The organism is Pseudomonas putida (assembly GCF_002741075.1).
GTDB lineage: Bacteria > Pseudomonadota > Gammaproteobacteria > Pseudomonadales > Pseudomonadaceae > Aquipseudomonas > Aquipseudomonas putida_T.
Map to the genome: position 1 here is coordinate 494,880 of NZ_CP016634.1, position 17,696 is coordinate 512,575.

The 17,696-nt window shown below is 62.7% G+C and carries 18 protein-coding genes and 1 tRNA gene; 11 read left to right on the plus strand and 8 right to left on the minus strand.

Annotated features, from left to right (window positions below):
• Nucleotides 1–203: 203 nt before the first annotated feature.
• The 3 genes from aroC to IEC33019_RS02680 all read left to right on the plus strand — a co-directional run bounded on the left by aroC (nucleotide 204) and on the right by IEC33019_RS02680 (nucleotide 3,100).
• Nucleotides 204–1,295, plus strand: a complete 1,092-nt coding sequence (gene aroC, locus IEC33019_RS02670; RefSeq protein WP_070093738.1) for a chorismate synthase — start codon at nucleotides 204–206, stop codon at nucleotides 1,293–1,295.
• 114 nt (nucleotides 1,296–1,409) lie between these two features.
• Complete coding sequence (locus IEC33019_RS02675) at nucleotides 1,410–2,564, plus strand: MFS transporter (protein ID WP_070093739.1); 1,155 nt, start codon at nucleotides 1,410–1,412, stop codon at nucleotides 2,562–2,564.
• Nucleotides 2,564–3,100, plus strand: coding sequence for a cupin domain-containing protein (locus IEC33019_RS02680; RefSeq protein ID WP_070093740.1), 537 nt, complete (start codon nucleotides 2,564–2,566; stop codon nucleotides 3,098–3,100). The genes IEC33019_RS02675 and IEC33019_RS02680 overlap by 1 nt, the downstream gene beginning before the upstream one ends.
• Before the next feature lie 59 nt (nucleotides 3,101–3,159).
• Here the strand turns inward: IEC33019_RS02680 and IEC33019_RS02685 are convergent, their stop codons facing one another.
• On the minus strand, nucleotides 3,160–3,432 hold the full coding sequence (locus tag IEC33019_RS02685; RefSeq protein WP_070093741.1) for a DUF3509 domain-containing protein: 273 nt from the start codon (nucleotides 3,430–3,432) through the stop codon (nucleotides 3,160–3,162).
• 270 nt (nucleotides 3,433–3,702) lie between these two features.
• On the opposite strand from IEC33019_RS02685, the gene IEC33019_RS02690 reads away from it, so the two are divergent.
• Nucleotides 3,703–4,224 (plus strand): ankyrin repeat domain-containing protein, encoded by a 522-nt coding sequence (locus IEC33019_RS02690; protein ID WP_070093742.1) that lies wholly within the window; start codon nucleotides 3,703–3,705, stop codon nucleotides 4,222–4,224.
• 59 nt (nucleotides 4,225–4,283) lie between these two features.
• The gene (locus IEC33019_RS02695) at nucleotides 4,284–4,814 is read left to right on the plus strand and encodes a hypothetical protein (RefSeq protein WP_070093743.1); all 531 of its coding nucleotides are present in this window, start codon (nucleotides 4,284–4,286) and stop codon (nucleotides 4,812–4,814) included.
• A gap of 98 nt (nucleotides 4,815–4,912) precedes the next feature.
• On the opposite strand, the gene IEC33019_RS02700 is transcribed toward IEC33019_RS02695, so the two are convergent.
• Nucleotides 4,913–5,854: a ZIP family metal transporter gene (locus tag IEC33019_RS02700; RefSeq protein ID WP_070093744.1), complete on the minus strand. Its 942-nt coding sequence runs from the start codon at nucleotides 5,852–5,854 to the stop codon at nucleotides 4,913–4,915.
• 125 nt (nucleotides 5,855–5,979) lie between these two features.
• On the opposite strand from IEC33019_RS02700, the gene IEC33019_RS02705 reads away from it, so the two are divergent.
• From IEC33019_RS02705 to IEC33019_RS02720, 4 genes are all read left to right on the plus strand, one after another.
• Nucleotides 5,980–6,171: a PLDc N-terminal domain-containing protein gene (locus IEC33019_RS02705; RefSeq protein WP_070093745.1), complete on the plus strand. Its 192-nt coding sequence runs from the start codon at nucleotides 5,980–5,982 to the stop codon at nucleotides 6,169–6,171.
• A 319-nt stretch (nucleotides 6,172–6,490) separates the two neighbouring features.
• Nucleotides 6,491–8,569 carry an LTA synthase family protein gene (locus tag IEC33019_RS02710; protein ID WP_070093746.1) on the plus strand — a complete coding sequence of 693 codons (2,079 nt, stop codon included), beginning with the start codon at nucleotides 6,491–6,493 and terminating at the stop codon, nucleotides 8,567–8,569.
• Nucleotides 8,570–8,725: 156 nt separating this feature from the next.
• Entirely contained in the window at nucleotides 8,726–8,962 is a 237-nt protein-coding gene (locus tag IEC33019_RS02715; protein WP_070093747.1) for a hypothetical protein, read from the plus strand.
• Between the two features lie 183 nt (nucleotides 8,963–9,145).
• Nucleotides 9,146–9,478, plus strand: coding sequence for a ribonuclease E inhibitor RraB (locus tag IEC33019_RS02720; protein WP_043209796.1), 333 nt, complete (start codon nucleotides 9,146–9,148; stop codon nucleotides 9,476–9,478).
• Between the two features lie 71 nt (nucleotides 9,479–9,549).
• On the opposite strand, the gene IEC33019_RS02725 is transcribed toward IEC33019_RS02720, so the two are convergent.
• On the minus strand, nucleotides 9,550–10,350 hold the full coding sequence (locus tag IEC33019_RS02725; RefSeq protein WP_070093748.1) for a cytochrome c: 801 nt from the start codon (nucleotides 10,348–10,350) through the stop codon (nucleotides 9,550–9,552).
• 529 nt (nucleotides 10,351–10,879) lie between these two features.
• On the opposite strand from IEC33019_RS02725, the gene IEC33019_RS02730 reads away from it, so the two are divergent.
• On the plus strand, nucleotides 10,880–11,614 hold the full coding sequence (locus IEC33019_RS02730; RefSeq protein ID WP_070093749.1) for an amidotransferase: 735 nt from the start codon (nucleotides 10,880–10,882) through the stop codon (nucleotides 11,612–11,614).
• A 147-nt stretch (nucleotides 11,615–11,761) separates the two neighbouring features.
• Here IEC33019_RS02730 and IEC33019_RS02735 read toward each other — a convergent pair whose 3' ends face one another.
• The 3 genes from IEC33019_RS02735 to IEC33019_RS02745 all read right to left on the minus strand — a co-directional run bounded on the left by IEC33019_RS02735 (nucleotide 11,762) and on the right by IEC33019_RS02745 (nucleotide 14,407).
• Nucleotides 11,762–12,733: a magnesium and cobalt transport protein CorA gene (locus tag IEC33019_RS02735; protein WP_070093750.1), complete on the minus strand. Its 972-nt coding sequence runs from the start codon at nucleotides 12,731–12,733 to the stop codon at nucleotides 11,762–11,764.
• Between the two features lie 113 nt (nucleotides 12,734–12,846).
• Nucleotides 12,847–13,566, minus strand: a complete 720-nt coding sequence (locus IEC33019_RS02740) for a lysophospholipid acyltransferase family protein (protein ID WP_070093751.1) — start codon at nucleotides 13,564–13,566, stop codon at nucleotides 12,847–12,849.
• A 151-nt stretch (nucleotides 13,567–13,717) separates the two neighbouring features.
• Nucleotides 13,718–14,407, minus strand: coding sequence for a crotonase/enoyl-CoA hydratase family protein (locus IEC33019_RS02745; RefSeq protein ID WP_070093752.1), 690 nt, complete (start codon nucleotides 14,405–14,407; stop codon nucleotides 13,718–13,720).
• Between the two features lie 289 nt (nucleotides 14,408–14,696).
• Between IEC33019_RS02745 and IEC33019_RS02750 the strand changes: the two genes are divergently transcribed.
• Nucleotides 14,697–14,786 (plus strand) — tRNA-Ser (locus IEC33019_RS02750).
• 151 nt (nucleotides 14,787–14,937) lie between these two features.
• Here IEC33019_RS02750 and IEC33019_RS02755 read toward each other — a convergent pair.
• On the minus strand, nucleotides 14,938–17,067 hold the full coding sequence (locus IEC33019_RS02755) for a TonB-dependent siderophore receptor (protein WP_070093753.1): 2,130 nt from the start codon (nucleotides 17,065–17,067) through the stop codon (nucleotides 14,938–14,940).
• Between the two features lie 177 nt (nucleotides 17,068–17,244).
• Nucleotides 17,245–17,622 carry a hypothetical protein gene (locus tag IEC33019_RS02760; protein ID WP_070093754.1) on the minus strand — a complete coding sequence of 126 codons (378 nt, stop codon included), beginning with the start codon at nucleotides 17,620–17,622 and terminating at the stop codon, nucleotides 17,245–17,247.
• Between the last annotated feature and the right edge of the window lie 74 nt (nucleotides 17,623–17,696).

Consider the following 17,696-nt stretch of genomic DNA (forward strand, 5'->3'; position numbering starts at 1 on the left):
TACGTGGTGGGATGTCGGTTGGACCGGGCGGTTGATCGAAGGTTCTACCATGCCCCTTCGTGGGTAAACCGGGTGCGACAGGTTTCAGTGCAACACTGTGGCGCGGGTTTGCCCACGAAGGAGGCCGAACCGACCACCCGAATAAGGGGAATTTCCGTATACTGCCTGCCTCCTTCACATTCAGGCTGATTCGCGGAGCGTCCATGTCCGGCAATACCTACGGCAAGCTGTTCACTGTCACCACCGCAGGCGAAAGCCACGGCCCGGCGTTGGTCGCCATTGTCGATGGGTGCCCACCGGGCTTGGAAATTTCCCTGGCCGACCTGCAGCACGACCTCGACCGCCGCAAACCGGGCACCAGCCGGCACACCACCCAGCGCCAGGAGCCGGATGAGGTCGAAATTCTCTCGGGTGTGTTCGAAGGCCGTACCACCGGCTGCTCCATCGGTTTGTTGATCCGCAACACCGACCAGAAGTCCAAGGACTACTCGGCGATCAAGGACCTGTTCCGCCCGGCCCACGCCGACTACACCTACCACCACAAGTACGGCATCCGCGACTACCGCGGTGGTGGCCGCAGCTCGGCCCGCGAGACCGCCATGCGCGTGGCCGCCGGTGCCATCGCCAAGAAATACCTGGCCACCCAAGGCATCCGCGTGCGTGGCTACATGAGCCAGCTGGGCCCGATCGAGATCCCGTTCAAGACCTGGGACTCGGTCGAGGACAACGCCTTCTTCAGCCCCGACCCGGACAAAGTCCCGGAGCTGGAGGCCTACATGGACCAATTGCGCCGTGACCAGGACTCGGTCGGCGCGAAGATCACCGTGGTCGCCGAGGGCGTGATGCCTGGCCTGGGCGAGCCGATCTTCGACCGCCTGGACGCCGAACTTGCCCATGCCCTGATGAGCATCAACGCCGTCAAGGGCGTGGAAATCGGCGCCGGGTTCGCCAGTGTCGCCCAGCGTGGCACCGAGCATCGCGATGAACTGACCCCTGAGGGCTTCCTGAGCAACAACGCAGGCGGCATTCTCGGCGGGATCTCCTCCGGCCAGCCGATCATCGCCCACCTGGCGCTCAAGCCGACCTCAAGCATCACCACCCCGGGCCGCTCCATCGATGTCGACGGCAACCCGGTCGAGGTCATCACCAAAGGCCGTCATGACCCCTGCGTGGGCATCCGTGCCACGCCGATCGCCGAGGCGATGATGGCTATCGTGCTGATGGACCACCTGCTGCGCCATCGTGCGCAGAACGCCGACGTGAAGGTGAATACCCCGGTGCTGGGCCAGCGCTGATTCGTCCGCACTGGTCACTTCGCGGGTAAACCCGCTCCTACAGGATCACCGCAGTTCCTGTCGGAGCGGGTTTCCCCGCGAAGGGGCCGGCACAGGCAACAAAAGGCCCGACCCATGCCCCCGATCCCTTACTGGCGCCTGTCCAGCTTCTATCTCTTCTATTTCGCCCTGCTCGGATCCACCGCTCCGTTTCTGGCGCTGTACTTCGACCATCTAGGCTTCTCACCGGCGCGTATCGGCGAACTGGTGGCCATCCCCATGCTGATGCGCTGCATCGCCCCGAACCTGTGGGGCTGGCTGGGGGACCGCAGCGGCCAGCGGTTGCTGATCGTTCGCCTGGGCGCCTTGTCGACCCTGGCCACTTTCTCGTTGATCTTCGTCGACAAAAGCTATGCCTGGCTGGCGCTGGTGATGGCCTTGCACGCGTTCTTCTGGCATGCCGTACTGCCGCAGTTCGAAGTGATCACCCTGGCGCACCTGCACGGGCAAACCTCACGCTACAGCCAGGTGCGCCTGTGGGGCTCGATCGGTTTCATCCTCACCGTGGTGGGCCTGGGCCGGCTGTTCGAATGGCTGAGCCTGGATATCTATCCGCTGGCGTTGGTGACCATCATGGCGGGTATTTTCGTCGCCAGCCTGTGGGTGCCCAACGCCCAGCCGGCCGAGCATGCCGAGCGCAAGGGGGCAGGGGGCTTCCTGAGGCAGTTGAGGGCGCCAGGCGTGCTGGCGTTCTACGCGTGCGTGGCGCTGATGCAGCTCAGCCACGGCCCTTACTACACCTTCCTCACCCTGCATTTGGAGCGCTTGGGCTACACCCGTGGCGCCATCGGCTTGCTGTGGGCGCTGGGGGTGGTGGCCGAAGTGCTGGTGTTCATGGCCATGAGCCGGATCTTCGCCAAGGTATCGGTGCGCCATGTGCTGCTGGCGAGCTTCCTGCTGGCGGCGCTGCGTTGGCTGCTGTTGGGTAATCTGGCGGATATTCCGGCTGTGCTGGTATTCGCCCAGGTGCTGCACGCGGCGACGTTTGGCTGCTTCCATGCCGCGGCCATCGCCTTCGTCCAGGCCAGCTTCGGCGCCCGCCAGCAGGGGCAGGGCCAAGCCCTGTACGCGGCGCTGTCTGGCACCGGCGGCGCCCTGGGCGCGTTGTATTCGGGCTACAGCTGGAAACTGCTGGGCCCGGCCTTCACCTTTGGTATGGCCAGCATCGCGGCACTGGCCGCAGCCGTTATCATTGCCTTTTGTTCGAAACAGACCAGGACCAGCCCCTGATGAGCATTCTCAGCGTTTTTCATCTCTCCAGCCCCGAGCTGCCGTACAAGGTGCTGACCCACCACGACGATATCGCCGCCACCCTGGCCGAGCAGGGCGTGCACCTGGAGCACCGCACCGACGAGCTGCGCACCCGACCGGGCACGGCCCAGGAGCAGGTGCTGGCCGAATGCCAAGGGCTGTTGGATCAGTTGATGACCGCCCATGGCAGCGTGGCGTTCGGCCTGCTCAACCGCGACGGCCTCGACCCGAGCCAGGCCGATCTTCGCGAGGAGCATGTGCACGAGGCGGCCGAGGTGTTTGCCGTGATCAGCGGACGTGCACAGGTCAGCTTGCGTCTGGGCGACTACGTGCATGCAGTGTTGTGCGAGAAGGGCGATGTGCTGGTGGTGCCGGCAGGCCTGCGCCGTTGGGTGGATCTTGGTGACAACCCGTTCTGCCTGGCATTGCGTCTGTTTGGCAGCGAGGCGGGGATACAGCCGCAGTTTACTGGCGATGCTTCGGCTCGGCAGTTTGCGGGGATGGACGAGCTCTGATGCACGTGACTTCGCGGGTAAACCGGCGCGCCGATGTACCCGCGAAGTCCACGGCGCATTCAGCGATAGGTCGGCAGGGCGAAACGCTGCTGGCTTTGCAACATGGAGATCACCGGCAGTTCGCTGGCCTGCTCGGCCAGATCACGGCGGATGGCGCTGATCGCCCAGGACAATTGCTCGGCGCTGTGCAACTGTGCGTAGGTCAAGGCACGGCGAGTCACCTTGCCATCGGCTGCCCGCAGGGTCAGCTGGATACCGCCGTCGGGGCGGGGCTGGGTTTGGACTTGATAGGCGCAGAATACCGAGGCGAACTTTTCCTGGATGAGGTCCATATCTCAACTCCTGACTGTTGGGTGGGCAGACGTGAGTTGAGCGTTGCAGTGACCGTGCCAGTCTAGGCGAATTAAAAATATCCTTTTAATTCAATTAGTTGGATGTTGGCTGGGTTTCATCGACCGTGCATTTCGCATGGTCGTGCATTTTGCACAGTGCAATTTGCAAGGTTCATAAGGTTTGACTCTCGGGTCGATAGAATCTGAACCTTTGACCGCCTGGCACTGCCTGACAAAGACTTGGGCTCTATTCCTGCCAGGAGGTTCCAGATGTCCGACCAACAGCCCACCGCCATGACCGATGAAGAGACCGCAGCGTTTGCCGAAGAAGTCTTCGAGCGTGCCCGGCGGGGGGATGCGCCCATGCTTGAGCGTCTGCTGCAGAGCGGCCTGCCGGCCAACCTGCGCAACCACAAGGGCGACACCTTGCTGATGTTGGCCAGCTACCATGGCCACCTTGAGGCGGTGCGGGTGCTGCTGGCTCAGGGTGCCGACCCGCTAATCGCCAACGACAACGGGCAACTGCCTATCGCAGGCGCGGCGTTCAAGGGAGACCTGGCGATGATCCGCCTGCTAATCGAACACGGCGTACCGGTGGATGCTGCCGCCGAGGACGGTCGTACCGCATTGATGCTGGCGGCGATGTTCAACCGTAGCGAGATCCTCGAATTCCTGCTGGCCCAAGGCGCCGACCCTGCGCGGAAGGATGCCCGGGGCGCCACCGCCTTGGCCGCCGCCCAGACCATGGGCGCGGCGGACACCGCTGCGCGTCTGCAGGCGCTGGCCGGCTAACCCCTAGGGGGCATTTGCGGCTATCCTTGGCGACTTTTTCGCCAGCGCAGGGGCCCCCCATGAAAAACCAGTTGTTCGAACTCATCAGCCTCATCGGCGCCGGCTGCATGCGTGAGCAAGACATCGAGCGCATCGCCGATGAGGCCGCCCAGGCCTACGCCGATCCCGCCGCGTTCCTGACCGCCAATCCTGACATCAACTACGACGACAGCTTCCCTATCCCGCTGGGTGAATGGGTAGTGGTCGGCAGCCTGCCGGACACCGTGCTGTTCCAGGCCGACAGCTATCAGGAGCTGTTCGAGCGCATCACCGAGTCGTTCGACAAGAGCGTGCCGTTCAACCTCAAACCTAAACAGCTGGCGCGCACCGAGCCGCTGACCGCGCTCAATCGTATCCAGGTCCAGATGGGCGCCCTGAACAAGGAGGCCGGCGGCTATGTGCTGGTCAACTTCAGCCAGTTGCTCGATGACGAGCTGCAAGTGGTGATGGTGGGGCAGAACGATCTGGCCCGGGTGCTGGAACTGGGGGCGGAGTTGGGGATCAAGGTCGAGCCGGCGCTGGAGGCTCTGAAGGTCGCGGTTCACGTCTGACATCAGCTCAGCCGTTGCTGCTTCGCGGGTAAACCCGCTCCGACAGGTCCCAACGCTGACCTGATGGAAGCGGGTTTGCTTGGAGAGGTTGGTACAGGTCAGCCCAACGCGGTATCGAGGAACATCATCACCGCGAACCCACCCATCAGGCCCAGGGTTGCCGAGGTCTGGTGCCCATTGCGGTGGGTTTCGGGAATCACTTCGTGGGACACCACGAAGATCATGGCACCTGCCGCCAACCCCATGCTCACCGGGTAGGCCAGGGCGAAGCCGGTGGAGATGCCCAGGCCGATCACCGCACCCAGCGGCTCCATCAGGCCGGAGCCGATCGCCACCAGCGCCGCCTTCAGGTTCGACAGCCCTGTCGCACGCAGGGCCAGTGCCACCGCCAGGCCTTCGGGGATGTCCTGGATGGCGATCGCGCTGGTCAGCGGCAGGCCGATGTTCATGTCGCCGTTGGCGAAGCTCACACCGATGGCCATGCCTTCGGGCAGGTTGTGCAGGGTGATCGCCAGTACGAACAGCCACACCCGGTTGATGCGCTCTGCCTCTGGGCCACAAGGCCCGGTGCTTTCGTGCTCGTGCGGGGTGAAGCGATCGAGGCCGAGCATCAACAGCACACCCAATCCCATCCCTAATACCACGGTGAAGGCTGCAGCCGGGCCATTGCCGGTGATCTCCCGGGCAGCGTCCAGGCCTGGCAGAATCAACGAGAAGGAGCTCGCTGCGAGCATCATGCCGGCGGCAAAGCCGAGCATCACGTCCTGACTGCGCGTGCTGACATCGCGCAGCACCACCGCCAGCACGGCGCCCAGAGCCGTGGTGCCGAACCCCGATAGACCACCGAGCAGTGCCAGGTGCAGGTTGTCGGCATGGTCGCCATTAATCGCGTTCCACAGGCTGGCCGCGAGCAGGCTGAGCACCACCAGTAGGCTGAGGGCCAGGCCGGCGCTGAGCCAGGGAGTGGTCGCGGCCTGTTGTCGCCAAGCGTTGAGCAGCGAGACGGGAGCAGGGCTTTCAGTGGCGTGGGCAGGGGGCATGCGGACCTCGTGACAATGTATGAACGCAGTCTAGCCATTGACCTGCCGCTGCGGCCAAGCATTCCATTCTATCGACGCAATAGCCGGCTATGCTTGGCGGCAAACCTTTTGGCAGGAGCGGTCGCATGGGTTCCACCTTCAACAGCCTGGTTGGGCTGATCATCCTCGCCCTGGACATCTGGGCGATTCTTCATGTGCTCAAGAGCGGTGCCGAGGTGGGCATCAAGGTGCTCTGGATCTTGTTGATCGTCCTGTTGCCGGTGCTCGGGCTGATCATCTGGGCCATTGCCGGCCCCAGGGGTGACCTTAAGTTGTGAGCGAGGGTCCAGTGCAAAATACCCTCTTACAAATTGCCCGGTGATCCTCGCAGGCTTATTCGCGGGTGAACCCGTACCCGCAGGTACGGCGCCCACTCAAAACCTGCGCTGAACCTCTGGGGGGGGAGGTTAGCCGCGAATGGGGCCGCGTAGACCTCGCCAATGTCAGCCCGTGACGAAATTTTCACACTGGATTATCGAAAATCCGCGCCGCACAATGCTGCGTAGGCCCAATAGCCGTGCTTTGATGGCCGGGCCCTTCAGGTAGCAGGGCGATTTCGCCTTTCCGCAAACCCGCAATCCTAGGATCCCCCCATTCATGGCTAACACGGATGCCTTGAAGCAACGGGCCGTGCCGGCTTCGTTCGCGCCGACCCTCAAATCGCACCTGGCCTACACGCTGCTCAGCGGCCTGGTGATCATGCTGATGCTGAGCCTGGTTCGCCTGGCGTTGCTGATCTACAACAGCGACATGATCGGCGATACGCCGTCCTCCACTGTGGCCGAAGGTTTCCTCAACGGCCTGCGCTTCGACCTGCGGGTGGTGGTGTACCTGAGCATTCCGCTGCTGCTGGCGCTGCTCAGTCCCTGGGCGATGGCCCGTCGCGGGCTCTTCCGCCTGTGGCTGACCCTGGCTTCCAGCGTGGTGATGTTCCTTGGCCTGATGGAAATGGACTTCTACCGCGAGTTCCACCAGCGTCTGAACGGCCTGGTGTTCCAGTACATCAAGGAAGACCCCAAGACCGTCCTGAGCATGCTGTGGTACGGCTTCCCGGTCGTGCGCTACCTGCTGGCCTGGCTGTTCGGCACCTGGCTGCTGAGCCTGCTGTTCAAGGGTATCGACCGCCTGACCCGAGGTGACGGTGTCTCCCAAGGCTCGGCGCCACGTCGTGTCGCCCCTTGGTACCACCGCCTGGCGGTGTTCATGGTGGTCCTGCTGGTGGCGGTGGCCGCTGCCCGTGGCACCCTGCGCCAGGGCCCTCCGATGCGTTGGGGTGATGCCTTCACCACCGACTCGAACTTCGTCAACCAGCTTGGCCTGAACGGCACCCTGACCCTGATCGACGCGGCCCATAGCCGCTTCGGCGAGGACCGTGCCAATATCTGGAAGCCCACCGTCGAGCAGGACGCGGCCACCCAGGCTGTGCGTGACCTGCTGCTGACCCCCAACGACACCTTGGTCGATGCCGATGAAGCTGCCGTGCGTCGCGACTTCGTGCCGCCAGCCGACCGCACCCTGGCCGTCAAGAACGTCGTGGTGATCCTCATGGAGAGCTTCGCCGGTCACTCGGTGGGCGCTCTGGGCAGCCCTAACAACATCACGCCGTACTTCGACAAATTGGCCAAGGAGGGTCTGCTGTTCGACCGCTTCTTCTCCAATGGCACTCACACCCACCAGGGCATGTTCGCCACCATGGCCTGCTTCCCGAACCTGCCGGGCTTCGAGTACCTGATGCAGACCCCGGAGGGTGGTCACAAACTGTCTGGCCTGCCGGCATTGCTCAGCGCGCGTAAATACGACGACGTCTACGTCTACAACGGTGACTTCGCCTGGGACAACCAGTCCGGTTTCTTCGGCAACCAGGGCATGACCACCTTCATCGGCCGTAACGACTTCGTCAATCCTGTGTTCTCCGACCCGACCTGGGGCGTGTCCGACCAGGATATGTTCGACCGTGGCAATGAAGAGCTGGCCAAGCACGACGGCAAGAAGCCGATCTACGCGCTGCTGCAGACGCTCTCCAACCACACGCCATATGCACTGCCCAAGGACCTGCCGGTCGAGAAGGTCACAGGCCTTGGCCGTCTGGATGAGCACCTCACGGCCATGCGCTACTCCGACTGGGCCCTGGGCCAGTTCTTCGAGAAGGCACGTAAGGAGCCTTACTTCAAGGACACCCTGTTCGTCATCGTCGGCGACCATGGCTTCGGCAACCAGCAGCAGGTCACCGAGCTGGACCTGGGCCGTTTCAACGTGCCGCTGTTGCTGATCGCCCCGGGCATCCAGGAGAAGTTCGGCGCGGTCAACCACACTGTGGGTACCCAGGTCGACATCGTGCCGACCATCATGGGCCGCCTGGGTGGCCAGACCCGTCACCAGTGCTGGGGCCGCGACCTGCTCAACCTGCCTGAGGGCGACCCGGGCGTGGGCATCATCAAGCCGTCGGGCAGCGAGCAGATCGTCGGCCTGGTCAAGGGGGATCGCATTCTCATCGAGTCCAAGGACATGAGCCCGCGCCTGTACCGCTACCAGCTGGGTCGCGAGTTCAAGGCCGAGCTGATCGAGAGCCCCGACCAGCCTGAGCTGTTGAAGAGCCTCGAGTCCTACATCCAGACGGCGACCAAGAGCCTGATGGACAACACCGCCGGTGTCGTCCACGGCACACCCAAGGACTGACGCCGCGCGCGTTCGCCCCCACAGATGATGCGCAAGCCTGCATCTGTGGGGGCGGGCTCGCCCCACCAAAGCGGCTTAACTGAACAAACGCCCTCGCCGACGGTCAAGGATACTGGCAGCACACACCCGGTATTCTTTGATTGAGAGGGCAATTCAATGAAAGAGTGGGAAGTCACCTTCGTCGACCAGAATGGCGTACAGAGTTCACTGCTGTACAACGGTGATCAACGCCCAAGCGATGAGCAAGCCGCCCGGCTGATCCGTTCGCATTTGTTCCCCGTCATCGATGAACTGGACCTCAATGACTTCCAGGACCGCAGTCCTTCCCCCACGGTGCGCTGGCTCAAGGAGCAGAACGGCGTTTCCATCACCGGCATCGATGAACGGCCCTGAGCGCGCTGCGCTGGCGCTGTGAGCCGGCAGGCACTACGCTCAGACGAGGCCCGGATCTTTCTGCGGATCCGCGTCGGCTCTATTCGCGTCTCTCATTAGCTCGATCTGCAAGGCACTCGATGGTGCAAAGCAGGTGCGTTGTGCACGGAAAGTCTATCCATTGCGTTTGTAGGAGGACGTTTCATGAGCAGCCAGAACGACGATATCAGCAGCAATGTCCTTCGCCAGATGAAAGCTGGCGGTTTCGACTTCACCCGAATCCATCCTATCGAGTTCTATGCGGTGTTCCCCGACGAGGCCGGTGCGCGACGTGCGGCCGGGCAGTTTCGCGGTGAATCCCTCAATGCCCAGGTACGCGAGCTGGACGATGGCGCGTGGCACCTGGAATTGAGCAAAATCATGTATGCCACCTACCGAGGGATCGGCGCCTTCGAGGAAGCCTTCGAGCAGGTCGTCTCGCCGTTTGGCGGCGAGGTCGAGGGCTGGGGCGTGAAGCAGGAGCGGCCAGTCGCCTGAGTACCCAGGGCCCGGGGCCGCTGCGCGGCCATCGCAGGCTGCGCCAGCTTCCACAGTGCTTTAGGTGCCCCTCAAGGCTTGCGCTTGGCCATGTGCGCCAGGTAGGCGATCAGTTCGTCGAGCTCCTGTTCGCTCAGCACGTTTTCGGCAAACCCTGGCATCTTTGCCTGAGGCCATTGCCGCAGGCTTTGCGGGTCGCGGATGTAGCGGCGCAAAAAGCCCGGCTGGAAGTACTCGGTGGGGTTGTGGGGTACGTTCAGGTCCGGGCCGAACTGAGCATCGCCTGCACCATTGAGGCGGTGGCACGCCAGGCAGTTCTGCTGGAACAGGGCAAAGCCTCGGCGCACCGGGTCATTCGCTGAGAGCTTGGGGTCAGGCAGCAGGGCAGGGAAGCGCGCTTGCACCGGCGGCAGGCGGCGAATCGTGGTGATCTGGAACGGCCATTGCTCCGGGCGGATGCCACTGGCCTTAGGGTTGGTCCAAACCAGATAGAACGGCCCGGCGCTCGGCTTGCCATTGCCCAGGGTGGGCCACGGTTTGGCGGGGTCTTCCACCGCCAGCCATGCCCGCGCAGGGCCGGCTTGGAGCAAGGGCGCTGCAGGCATTTCGGCGGCGAAGCCATCCAGCGCGACGGCTTGCAGGTGATCGTCGGCCCCCACGCCTTCGAGCAGCGCGCTCAAGGGCACCGCGCGATAGTGCATGGGACGTTTGTAGGAGACATCCTGCTCGATGCTGATGTTCTGGGCCTGTGGATGAGCCAGCAAGGCCTCGCTTTGCCACTGGCGTGTGGTATTGCCCAGTTCCAGGTGCAATTGCGTCGCCGACAGCGGCAGGCAGAACAGCAGGGTCAGTAGGGCGAGGCAACGGCGCATGGATAATCTCCAACCATTTTGGGTCGGAAGATTACCTGCGCGATGCCTGTAAAGGCCACGGCTGCGTTTATCCGAACAAACGTGTCAGGTTCGGCAGAATGAGCAGCAAGGTCGTGGCGAAGAGAATGAGCCCGGCTTGGCGTACTTTCGATTGTCTGAACATGGCGGACCGCCTTCTTGTTGTTATTCCTGAATAGCCCTTGGCTTCCTTGTCTCGCTTCGGGTCGATCGCGACGGCGCTAGGTGACGCCGGTCCCGCATGCCTCTTGTGTCTGGATATACAACCAACAGTAGGGTGTGCGTTATCCATGTTTGAGAACCCTTTGTTCTATTGGTTGGTTCGTTGATTTCTTTCGCTTATGAGGCCAAGCGCTATCACGCTGGCATGCTCTGGCTAGACAGCTGCGCCCCCAATGCCCTACCCGCTGAAATAAGTGACCGTTCGTCAGCGCATCCTACTTGCTTGTATGTAGGTTTCGCGTCAGTCTCTACAGCAAAAATCCCACACACGTCGTTCAGGACTATCCCTATGTCGTTACGCATCTGCATCCTGGAAACCGATGTCCTGCGACCGGAGTTGACCGCGCAGTATCAGGGCTACGGAAGGATGTTCGAGCAGCTGTTCTCGCGTCAGCCGATCGCAGCGCAGTTTCGCGTCTATAACGTGATGAACGGCGAGTACCCTCCCGAAGGCGAAACCTTCGATGCGTACCTGGTGACCGGCAGCAAGGCGGATTCGTTCGGCACCGATCCCTGGATCACGACGCTGAAGGCCTACCTGCTCAAGCTCTACGAACGTGGCGAGAAGCTGCTGGGCGTGTGTTTCGGCCACCAGGTACTGGCGCTGGTGCTTGGCGGCAAGACCGCGCGGGCCGATCAGGGCTGGGGCCTGGGGATCCACCGTTATTCCTTGGCCGCCCACGCCCCGTGGATGGATCCCGAGGTGTCCGAGCTGACCCTGCTGATCAGCCACCAGGACCAGGTGACCGAATTGCCTGAGGGTGCCACGGTCATCGCCTCCAGCGATTTCTGCCCCAACGCGGCCTACCATATCCGCGATCAGGTGCTGTGCTTCCAGGGGCATCCAGAGTTCGTCCATGATTACTCCCGCGCCTTGCTCGACGCGCGCCAGGAGGTGTTGGGCGAAGAAGTCTACCAGCGGGCGATCGCCAGCCTCGAGGAAGACCACCAGGGCGATCTGGTGGGCGAATGGATGCTGCGGTTCATCGGTCACTCGGACAAGGCCAAGGAAAACGCGGCCTAGACCCAGCCAAGGCCTCTCCTGCAGGGATTAGGCGGTGTTTTAGAGCTGCGTTGTACCGAAGAGTCTGTGGCGTCCTTTTCGCGGGTAAACCCGCTCCCACCTGGTTTACGCAGGCCCTGTGGGAGCGGGTTCGCCCGCGAGGCGCCGCTATAGCCAGCCGGAGCGCTTGAAGCTGGCGAACAATGCGCTACATCCCACGCCTATCACGCCCAAGACCCCAAAGTAACCGTAATGCCAGCCCAGCTCCGGCATGTTCTGGAAGTTCATCCCATAGATACCGGCAATCGCCGTGGGAAACGCCAGGATCGCCGCCCAGGCTGCGAACTTGCGCTGCACGATGCTCTGGCGTGACGACTCCAGCAGCATGCCGATCTCGATGGTCTGGCTGGCGATGTCGCGGATACTGGCCAGGTCCTCCATCTGCCGAGTGACGTGGATCTGCACATCACGAAAGTACGGGCGCATGTTCTTGTCGATGAAGGGGAAGTTCAGGCGCTGCAATTCCTCGCTGACCTCGACCATCGGCGCCACGTAGCGACGCAGGCGCAGGATGTCCCGACGCAGGCTGTGCAGGCGCTGGATGTCTTCTTCCTGGAGCGAGTTGCTCAGCACGCTTCGCTCCAGCTCCTCGATCTCGCCGTGGATGGCCTCGCTGACCGGCTGGTAGTTCTCGGTGACGAAGTCGAGCAGGGCGTACAGCACGAAGTCTTCGCCATGCTCGAGCAGCAACGGGCGCGCCTCGCAGCGTTGGCGCACCAGGGCATAGGATTTGGAATGGCCGTTGCGGCAAGTGATGATGTAGCCGTTGCCGGCGAAGATGTGGGTCTCGATGAATTCCAGCTTGCCTTCATGGCGTACCGGTGAATAGGTGACGATGAACAGGGCGTCGCCAAAGGTCTCGAGCTTGGGGCGGCTGTGCTTTTCCAGCGCGTCTTCGATGGCCAGTTCATGCAGGCCGAACTGACGCTGCAGGTTGGCCAGCTCTTCGGCGTTGGGCTCCTCCAGGCCGATCCAGACGAAGTGCCCGGGCTTGCGTGCCCACTCGCTGCCTTCATCGATACTGATGTTGGTGACCTTTCTGCCGGCGCTGTACACCGCCGATGCCACGACTCGCCCCATGGTTGTCCGCTTCTTTGGTTGAACACCCGATACAGCTTGGGCTCTGTCACGTCATAGAGCAACCATCGTCTGCCCGCCAAAGCCGCTGGCGGGCGACACGCATACCGTGGGAATCAGTGCTGCGCCAGCTCGCCTTCCATGCGGTCGATGCACTGCTGCATCTGCGTGCGGCATTGCTCGATCAATTCCGGCAGGTCCTGTTGGCTGAGGCCTGCAGTGACAATCGGCGGCAGCGAACGCACGATCACCGTGCGCTGGCGCCAGCTGTTCAGGCCCAGGCGCTTGGAGTAGCGGCTGACGCACACCGGCACGATGGGTACACCGGCCTCGACGGCCATGTGGAAGGCGCCTTTCTTGAAGGTCAGCAAGTGTTCGCCGGGGTTGCGGGTGCCTTCGGGGAAGATCCAGATCGAGGTGTCGTTGCGCAGGATACGGGTGGTCATCTGCATGGCCTTGCGCGCCTGATAGGCATTCTTGCGATCCACCAGCACATTGCCGCCCAGCCAGAACAGCTGGCCGAACAGCGGGATCCAACCCAGGCTCTTCTTGCCGATGGCCACGGTGCGTTGCGGCACGACCTGGCCGAGGATGAACAGGTCGAAGTTGGATTGGTGGTTGGCGACGATGACGCAGCCGGGCGGCTGGTCCCACAACGGGCCGACCTCGGCCTTGACCCGGATGCGCATCAACCAGGCGGCAGGCAGGCTGTAGAGGCGGGCGAAGATGCGGCTGTTATCGGGGTTGAATGGCCGGCACAGGCCGATGGCCAGGCCTGCCACGCCGACGACCAGAAAATGCAGCGCCAGAAGGAGCATGCGGAGCATATAGAGCATGGTACGACTCACACACCAGACAGTCGCGGCGCAGTGTACGGGTGTGCACTGCCCGGGGCAAACCTTTGGGTGTGGCGGGCGGGGCAAGCCTGCCCTACAGGCAGCGATCCTTTGTGTAGGCGCGGGCTTGCTCAGCGATCGGCGCTCTCGACTAGCCTATTTGTTGCTGGTCCAGCACGATGGCGTTGTCCAGGGTCTCGAGCAGGGCTTTGCGTACTTTCAGCTTGGTGTTCTTATGCGCCAGCATGTTGATTTTCTTCAGTTCGCGAGCGGCAGCCAGGGCGGCTTCCTGCAGTTGTTCGGCCGGCACCACCTTGTCGAGGAAGCCGGCGTCCACGGCGGCCTGCGGGTCGAACACCTCGGCATTGATCACCGCACGATGGAAGGCCGAGCGGCGTAGGCGATCACGGGCCAGTTCGATGCCGGCGTGGTGCATGGTCATGCCGATCTGCACTTCGTTCAGGCAGATCTTGTAGGGGCCTTCGACACCGATGCGGTAGTCGGCCGACAGCAGCAGGAACGCTCCCTTGGCCACGGCGTTACCCGGGCAGGCGACCACCACTGGGAAGGGGTGGCTGAGCAGGCGACGGGCCAGGGTGGAACCTGCGGTGACCAGACCGACGGCCTCCTTGGGGCCGGAGGTCATCACTTTGAGGTCATAGCCGCCGGAGAGAATGCCCGGCTGACCGGTGATGATCACCACCGCGCGCTCTTGCACGGCGCGGTCCAGGGCGGCATTGAAGGCGGCGATGAGGTCCGGCGAGATGGCGTTGACCTTTCCGTTGTTCAGGGTCAGGGTGACGATGCCGTCTTCGGCATGGTAGGTAATCAGCTCGCTCATGACAGAGTCCTTTGGGTAACGTGGCGACGACGGTACCCAGCGGCGTCGACCAGGTAAAGCAATAAGGCTGACCGGTCAGTCAGTGTCTGGGCTGCACCCCTTGTCGCGGCGGGGTAGGGTCAAGGCGGGTTGTAAAAGCACTGGCGAGATTGGCAGCATCGCCCTGGCGGGCCCGGTGTTTTGGCCAATTGGCTTAAGCGCATGAAAATTCTGAAAAAAATGCTTGCCAAAGGAAAAGGCTTCTACTAAATTAGCGCGCCTCGACAGGCTGAACTGCTTGAAGAGATCCGGTGAAGTGTCCGAGTGGTCGAAGGAGCACGCCTGGAAAGTGTGTATACGAGAAATCGTATCAAGGGTTCAAATCCCTTCTTCACCGCCACATTCCACAAGAAGCCCCCGCGCAGAAATGCCCGGGGGCTTTTTGTTTCCTGTCCAAAAGTGCCGTGCGTCCCACTGCGGGACAAGCTCGCGCCTGCAAGGGGTGCGACGGCCTTGTAGGCGCGAGCTTGTTCCGCGATGGGCTCCAGACCTCAGAAGCTGACCGAGGCCGACAACCGTGCCGTGCGTGGTGCGCCCTGGAACAGGTAGTTGTCGCCCAGGTAGTTCCCCACATCCCGCCAGTAGCGTTTGTCGAAGACGTTGTCCACCGTCAGGCGCAGCACGGTGTCATAGCCGCCGATGCGGGTGCGATAGCGGCTGCCGAGATCGAACACCGTATAGCCACCCACCTCGACATTACCCGCCTGGCTTGCGTACTTGCTGGCGCTGTAGCGGGCGCCACCGAGCAGGGCCAAGCCCGGGACCGGCAGGCTGTAGTCGGCCTGCAGCGCGGCGCGCAGGCGAGGGACGTTGATCGCCTGGTGGCCTTCGTAGGCGTCGGTACCGCTATTTTGCACCCGGGCGTGAATGGCCGCGGCGCTGGCCTGGATTTGCAGGCGCGAGGTCACCCAGCCACTGGCGCCCACTTCCAGGCCGGTGTTCTTCTGCTGGCCTTGCTGCACATAGGTGAAGCCGCTGCTGTCCGGGCGTGCGTATTGATAGGCCTGGCGAATCTGGAACAGCGCGGCGCTGAAGCTCATGCCCTGCCAGTCATGCTTGATGCCCAGCTCCATCTGGTGCGACAGGGTGGGGGCGAGGATTTCCGTGGCATTGCTGGCGAACCAGGGCGCGGTTCCACCGGCTGACAGCCCTTTGGAGTAGCTCGCGTAGAGCGTGGTGTCGGGTTGTGGCTTGTAGATGAGCGCGGCGTTGGGCAGCAACTGGTATTGCTGGGTATGGCGGCCGGCATCGCCGTTCTCATTCCAGGTTTTTTCGTCCAGGCGCACTTCGCGGGCACCGATAATGGTTTGCCATTGTTCGTTGAAGGTGATCTTGTCGCTGATGAACAGGCCGTATTGACGGCTGTCCAGGCGACGTTCGCTGGAGCCGATGGGCTTGTCGGAAGGGTCTTTCGCTGGCGCGCCGGTATAGATATTGCCGGTGCCGATCCATTCCATGTAGCTCGGGCGCTGATCGAGCGTGCGGCGCTGGGCGCTAGAACCGACAGTCAATTCATGCATCACGCCTAATGCGCCGAAATGACCGTTGAGCATGGCTTGGGCTTCATCGATGCGTCGAGTGTCATCAGGGCTGCGGAAATCATACATCTCATAGTTCCCGTTATTGCCGAAGAAGGCATCGTTTCCCGAGCCCCAGGCAAACGCACTGTAATCATCGATCACCACCTTGCTGCGCGAGGCGCTCAGCGTGCCGCTCCAGGCATCGCTGAAGCGGTAATCGAACCGCCCACCCAGGTTCAGCGAGTCGTTCTGCACGGGCTTGGCCCAGCGCTGGTAGGCCAGGTGGTCGTCAGGGTCGACGCCATGGGGCACCTCGGTGCCGCCAAGCAATTGATACCCGGGGACCGACAATTGCTCGCGGTGTTGGTATTCGGCATCGAGCTGCAGTGTGGCATCGGGATTGATCTGCCAGTCGAATGCCAGGGAGGCGAAGTCGCGTTTGCCATCGGCATGGTCGACGTAGGAGCGGATGTCCTCATGGGCCAGGTTGGCGCGCAGGCCGAACTGGCGCTCGCTGCCGAACCAGCCCCCGAGATCCGTGGCCAGGTAGCGCTCGCCTTGTTCGTTGGTCGATACACTGACGCTGCGCACGTCCTCGGGACGCTTGGTCACGTAGTTGATCAGGCCACCAGGCGCCGACACGCCGCTCTGCAAACCCGACAACCCCTTGAGCAGTTCCACCTGCTGCTTGTTTTCCAGGGCCACGTTCTGCTCGCCGGCGATAGTCTGGCCGTTGATGCGGTAACTACTCGCGGCATTGAGCTCGAAGCCACGCACACTGAAGTTCTCGTAATAGCCGACCGGCGCGTAGCTTTCGCCAACCGACGCGTCGCTTTGCAGTACTTCGCTGAGCGTGCGGACCTGGCGATCGTCCAGCAGCTGGCGACCGAACACGCTGACCGAGGCTGGCGTGTCGAGTAGCGGACCTGGCTGCAGACCGCCCACCTGAGCTTCGCGGACTTGATAACCTTCCTCGCCGTAAACCTCCGATACGCGCAGCGGCGCCAGGGTGACGCTGTCATCGGCCAGCCCTTGGACGCTCTGCAGGGCAAGTCCAAGACCAAGCAGGCGAAGGGGCAGGCGAGGGCGAAGCGGGGTCATGCAGGGCTCCTTGAAGGCTGGGCGCTGGTCGGGCGGATGCCGGGGTGTCAGGCAGGGTGGCGCCGCCGACGTTGCGTCGGGCGGGCAAAAAGGGCGCCATGGTAGCAGGCACGAACGCGTCAGGCGCCTGCATTTCGCAGGTGCCTGGCGACTGAAACGATTAGGTGGAGAAAATGGTTAGCGAGCGGGGGCGCGCTGCTGTTTGCGCCAGTTGTCGTCGATCTTCGACCAGGTCTTGCCATCGGTGATGGCCATCAATTTGCGACCGTCCTTGAAGGTCGCCAGGAATGTCGCCTCTTCGTCCTTGCCGCCGAGCCAGAGCCCGGCAAGCAGACCGACGGGCCCGGCCACCAAGGCACCTGCCACGCCCCAGCCGATGGCACTGCCCAGGCTGCGACTGGGCTCGAGGCTCGCGAGCCTGAGGTCCTGGATGCGAGTGAGGGAAATCCGCTCGCCTGGCGATGGGCTGCGCGGGGTCTTGAGTGTGAGCGATCCATTGCGATACTCGCCTTCACCTTGCAAGAAATCGCCGGATTGCACCGTGAGTCTTGTCATTGTGTCGTCCTGTCCGGGAAAGGGCTTTGACCAGCGCCTACTGAGCGCTGTGGCGCTTAGCAAGTCAACGGGCA

Bases quoted from the DNA above. Each gene is read 5' to 3' on its own strand.
- aroC (WP_070093738.1), top strand. From the start codon at position 204: ATGTCCGGCAATACCTACGGCAAGCTGTTCACTGTCACCACCGCAGGC.
- IEC33019_RS02675 (WP_070093739.1), top strand. From the start codon at position 1,410: ATGCCCCCGATCCCTTACTGGCGCCTGTCCAGCTTCTATCTCTTCTAT.
- IEC33019_RS02680 (WP_070093740.1), top strand. From the start codon at position 2,564: ATGAGCATTCTCAGCGTTTTTCATCTCTCCAGCCCCGAGCTGCCGTAC.
- IEC33019_RS02685 (WP_070093741.1), bottom strand. From the start codon at position 3,432: ATGGACCTCATCCAGGAAAAGTTCGCCTCGGTATTCTGCGCCTATCAA.
- IEC33019_RS02690 (WP_070093742.1), top strand. From the start codon at position 3,703: ATGTCCGACCAACAGCCCACCGCCATGACCGATGAAGAGACCGCAGCG.
- IEC33019_RS02695 (WP_070093743.1), top strand. From the start codon at position 4,284: ATGAAAAACCAGTTGTTCGAACTCATCAGCCTCATCGGCGCCGGCTGC.
- IEC33019_RS02700 (WP_070093744.1), bottom strand. From the start codon at position 5,854: ATGCCCCCTGCCCACGCCACTGAAAGCCCTGCTCCCGTCTCGCTGCTC.
- IEC33019_RS02705 (WP_070093745.1), top strand. From the start codon at position 5,980: ATGGGTTCCACCTTCAACAGCCTGGTTGGGCTGATCATCCTCGCCCTG.
- IEC33019_RS02710 (WP_070093746.1), top strand. From the start codon at position 6,491: ATGGCTAACACGGATGCCTTGAAGCAACGGGCCGTGCCGGCTTCGTTC.
- IEC33019_RS02715 (WP_070093747.1), top strand. From the start codon at position 8,726: ATGAAAGAGTGGGAAGTCACCTTCGTCGACCAGAATGGCGTACAGAGT.
- IEC33019_RS02720 (WP_043209796.1), top strand. From the start codon at position 9,146: ATGAGCAGCCAGAACGACGATATCAGCAGCAATGTCCTTCGCCAGATG.
- IEC33019_RS02725 (WP_070093748.1), bottom strand. From the start codon at position 10,350: ATGCGCCGTTGCCTCGCCCTACTGACCCTGCTGTTCTGCCTGCCGCTG.
- IEC33019_RS02730 (WP_070093749.1), top strand. From the start codon at position 10,880: ATGTCGTTACGCATCTGCATCCTGGAAACCGATGTCCTGCGACCGGAG.
- IEC33019_RS02735 (WP_070093750.1), bottom strand. From the start codon at position 12,733: ATGGGGCGAGTCGTGGCATCGGCGGTGTACAGCGCCGGCAGAAAGGTC.
- IEC33019_RS02740 (WP_070093751.1), bottom strand. From the start codon at position 13,566: ATGCTCTATATGCTCCGCATGCTCCTTCTGGCGCTGCATTTTCTGGTC.
- IEC33019_RS02745 (WP_070093752.1), bottom strand. From the start codon at position 14,407: ATGAGCGAGCTGATTACCTACCATGCCGAAGACGGCATCGTCACCCTG.
- IEC33019_RS02755 (WP_070093753.1), bottom strand. From the start codon at position 17,067: ATGACCCCGCTTCGCCCTCGCCTGCCCCTTCGCCTGCTTGGTCTTGGA.
- IEC33019_RS02760 (WP_070093754.1), bottom strand. From the start codon at position 17,622: ATGACAAGACTCACGGTGCAATCCGGCGATTTCTTGCAAGGTGAAGGC.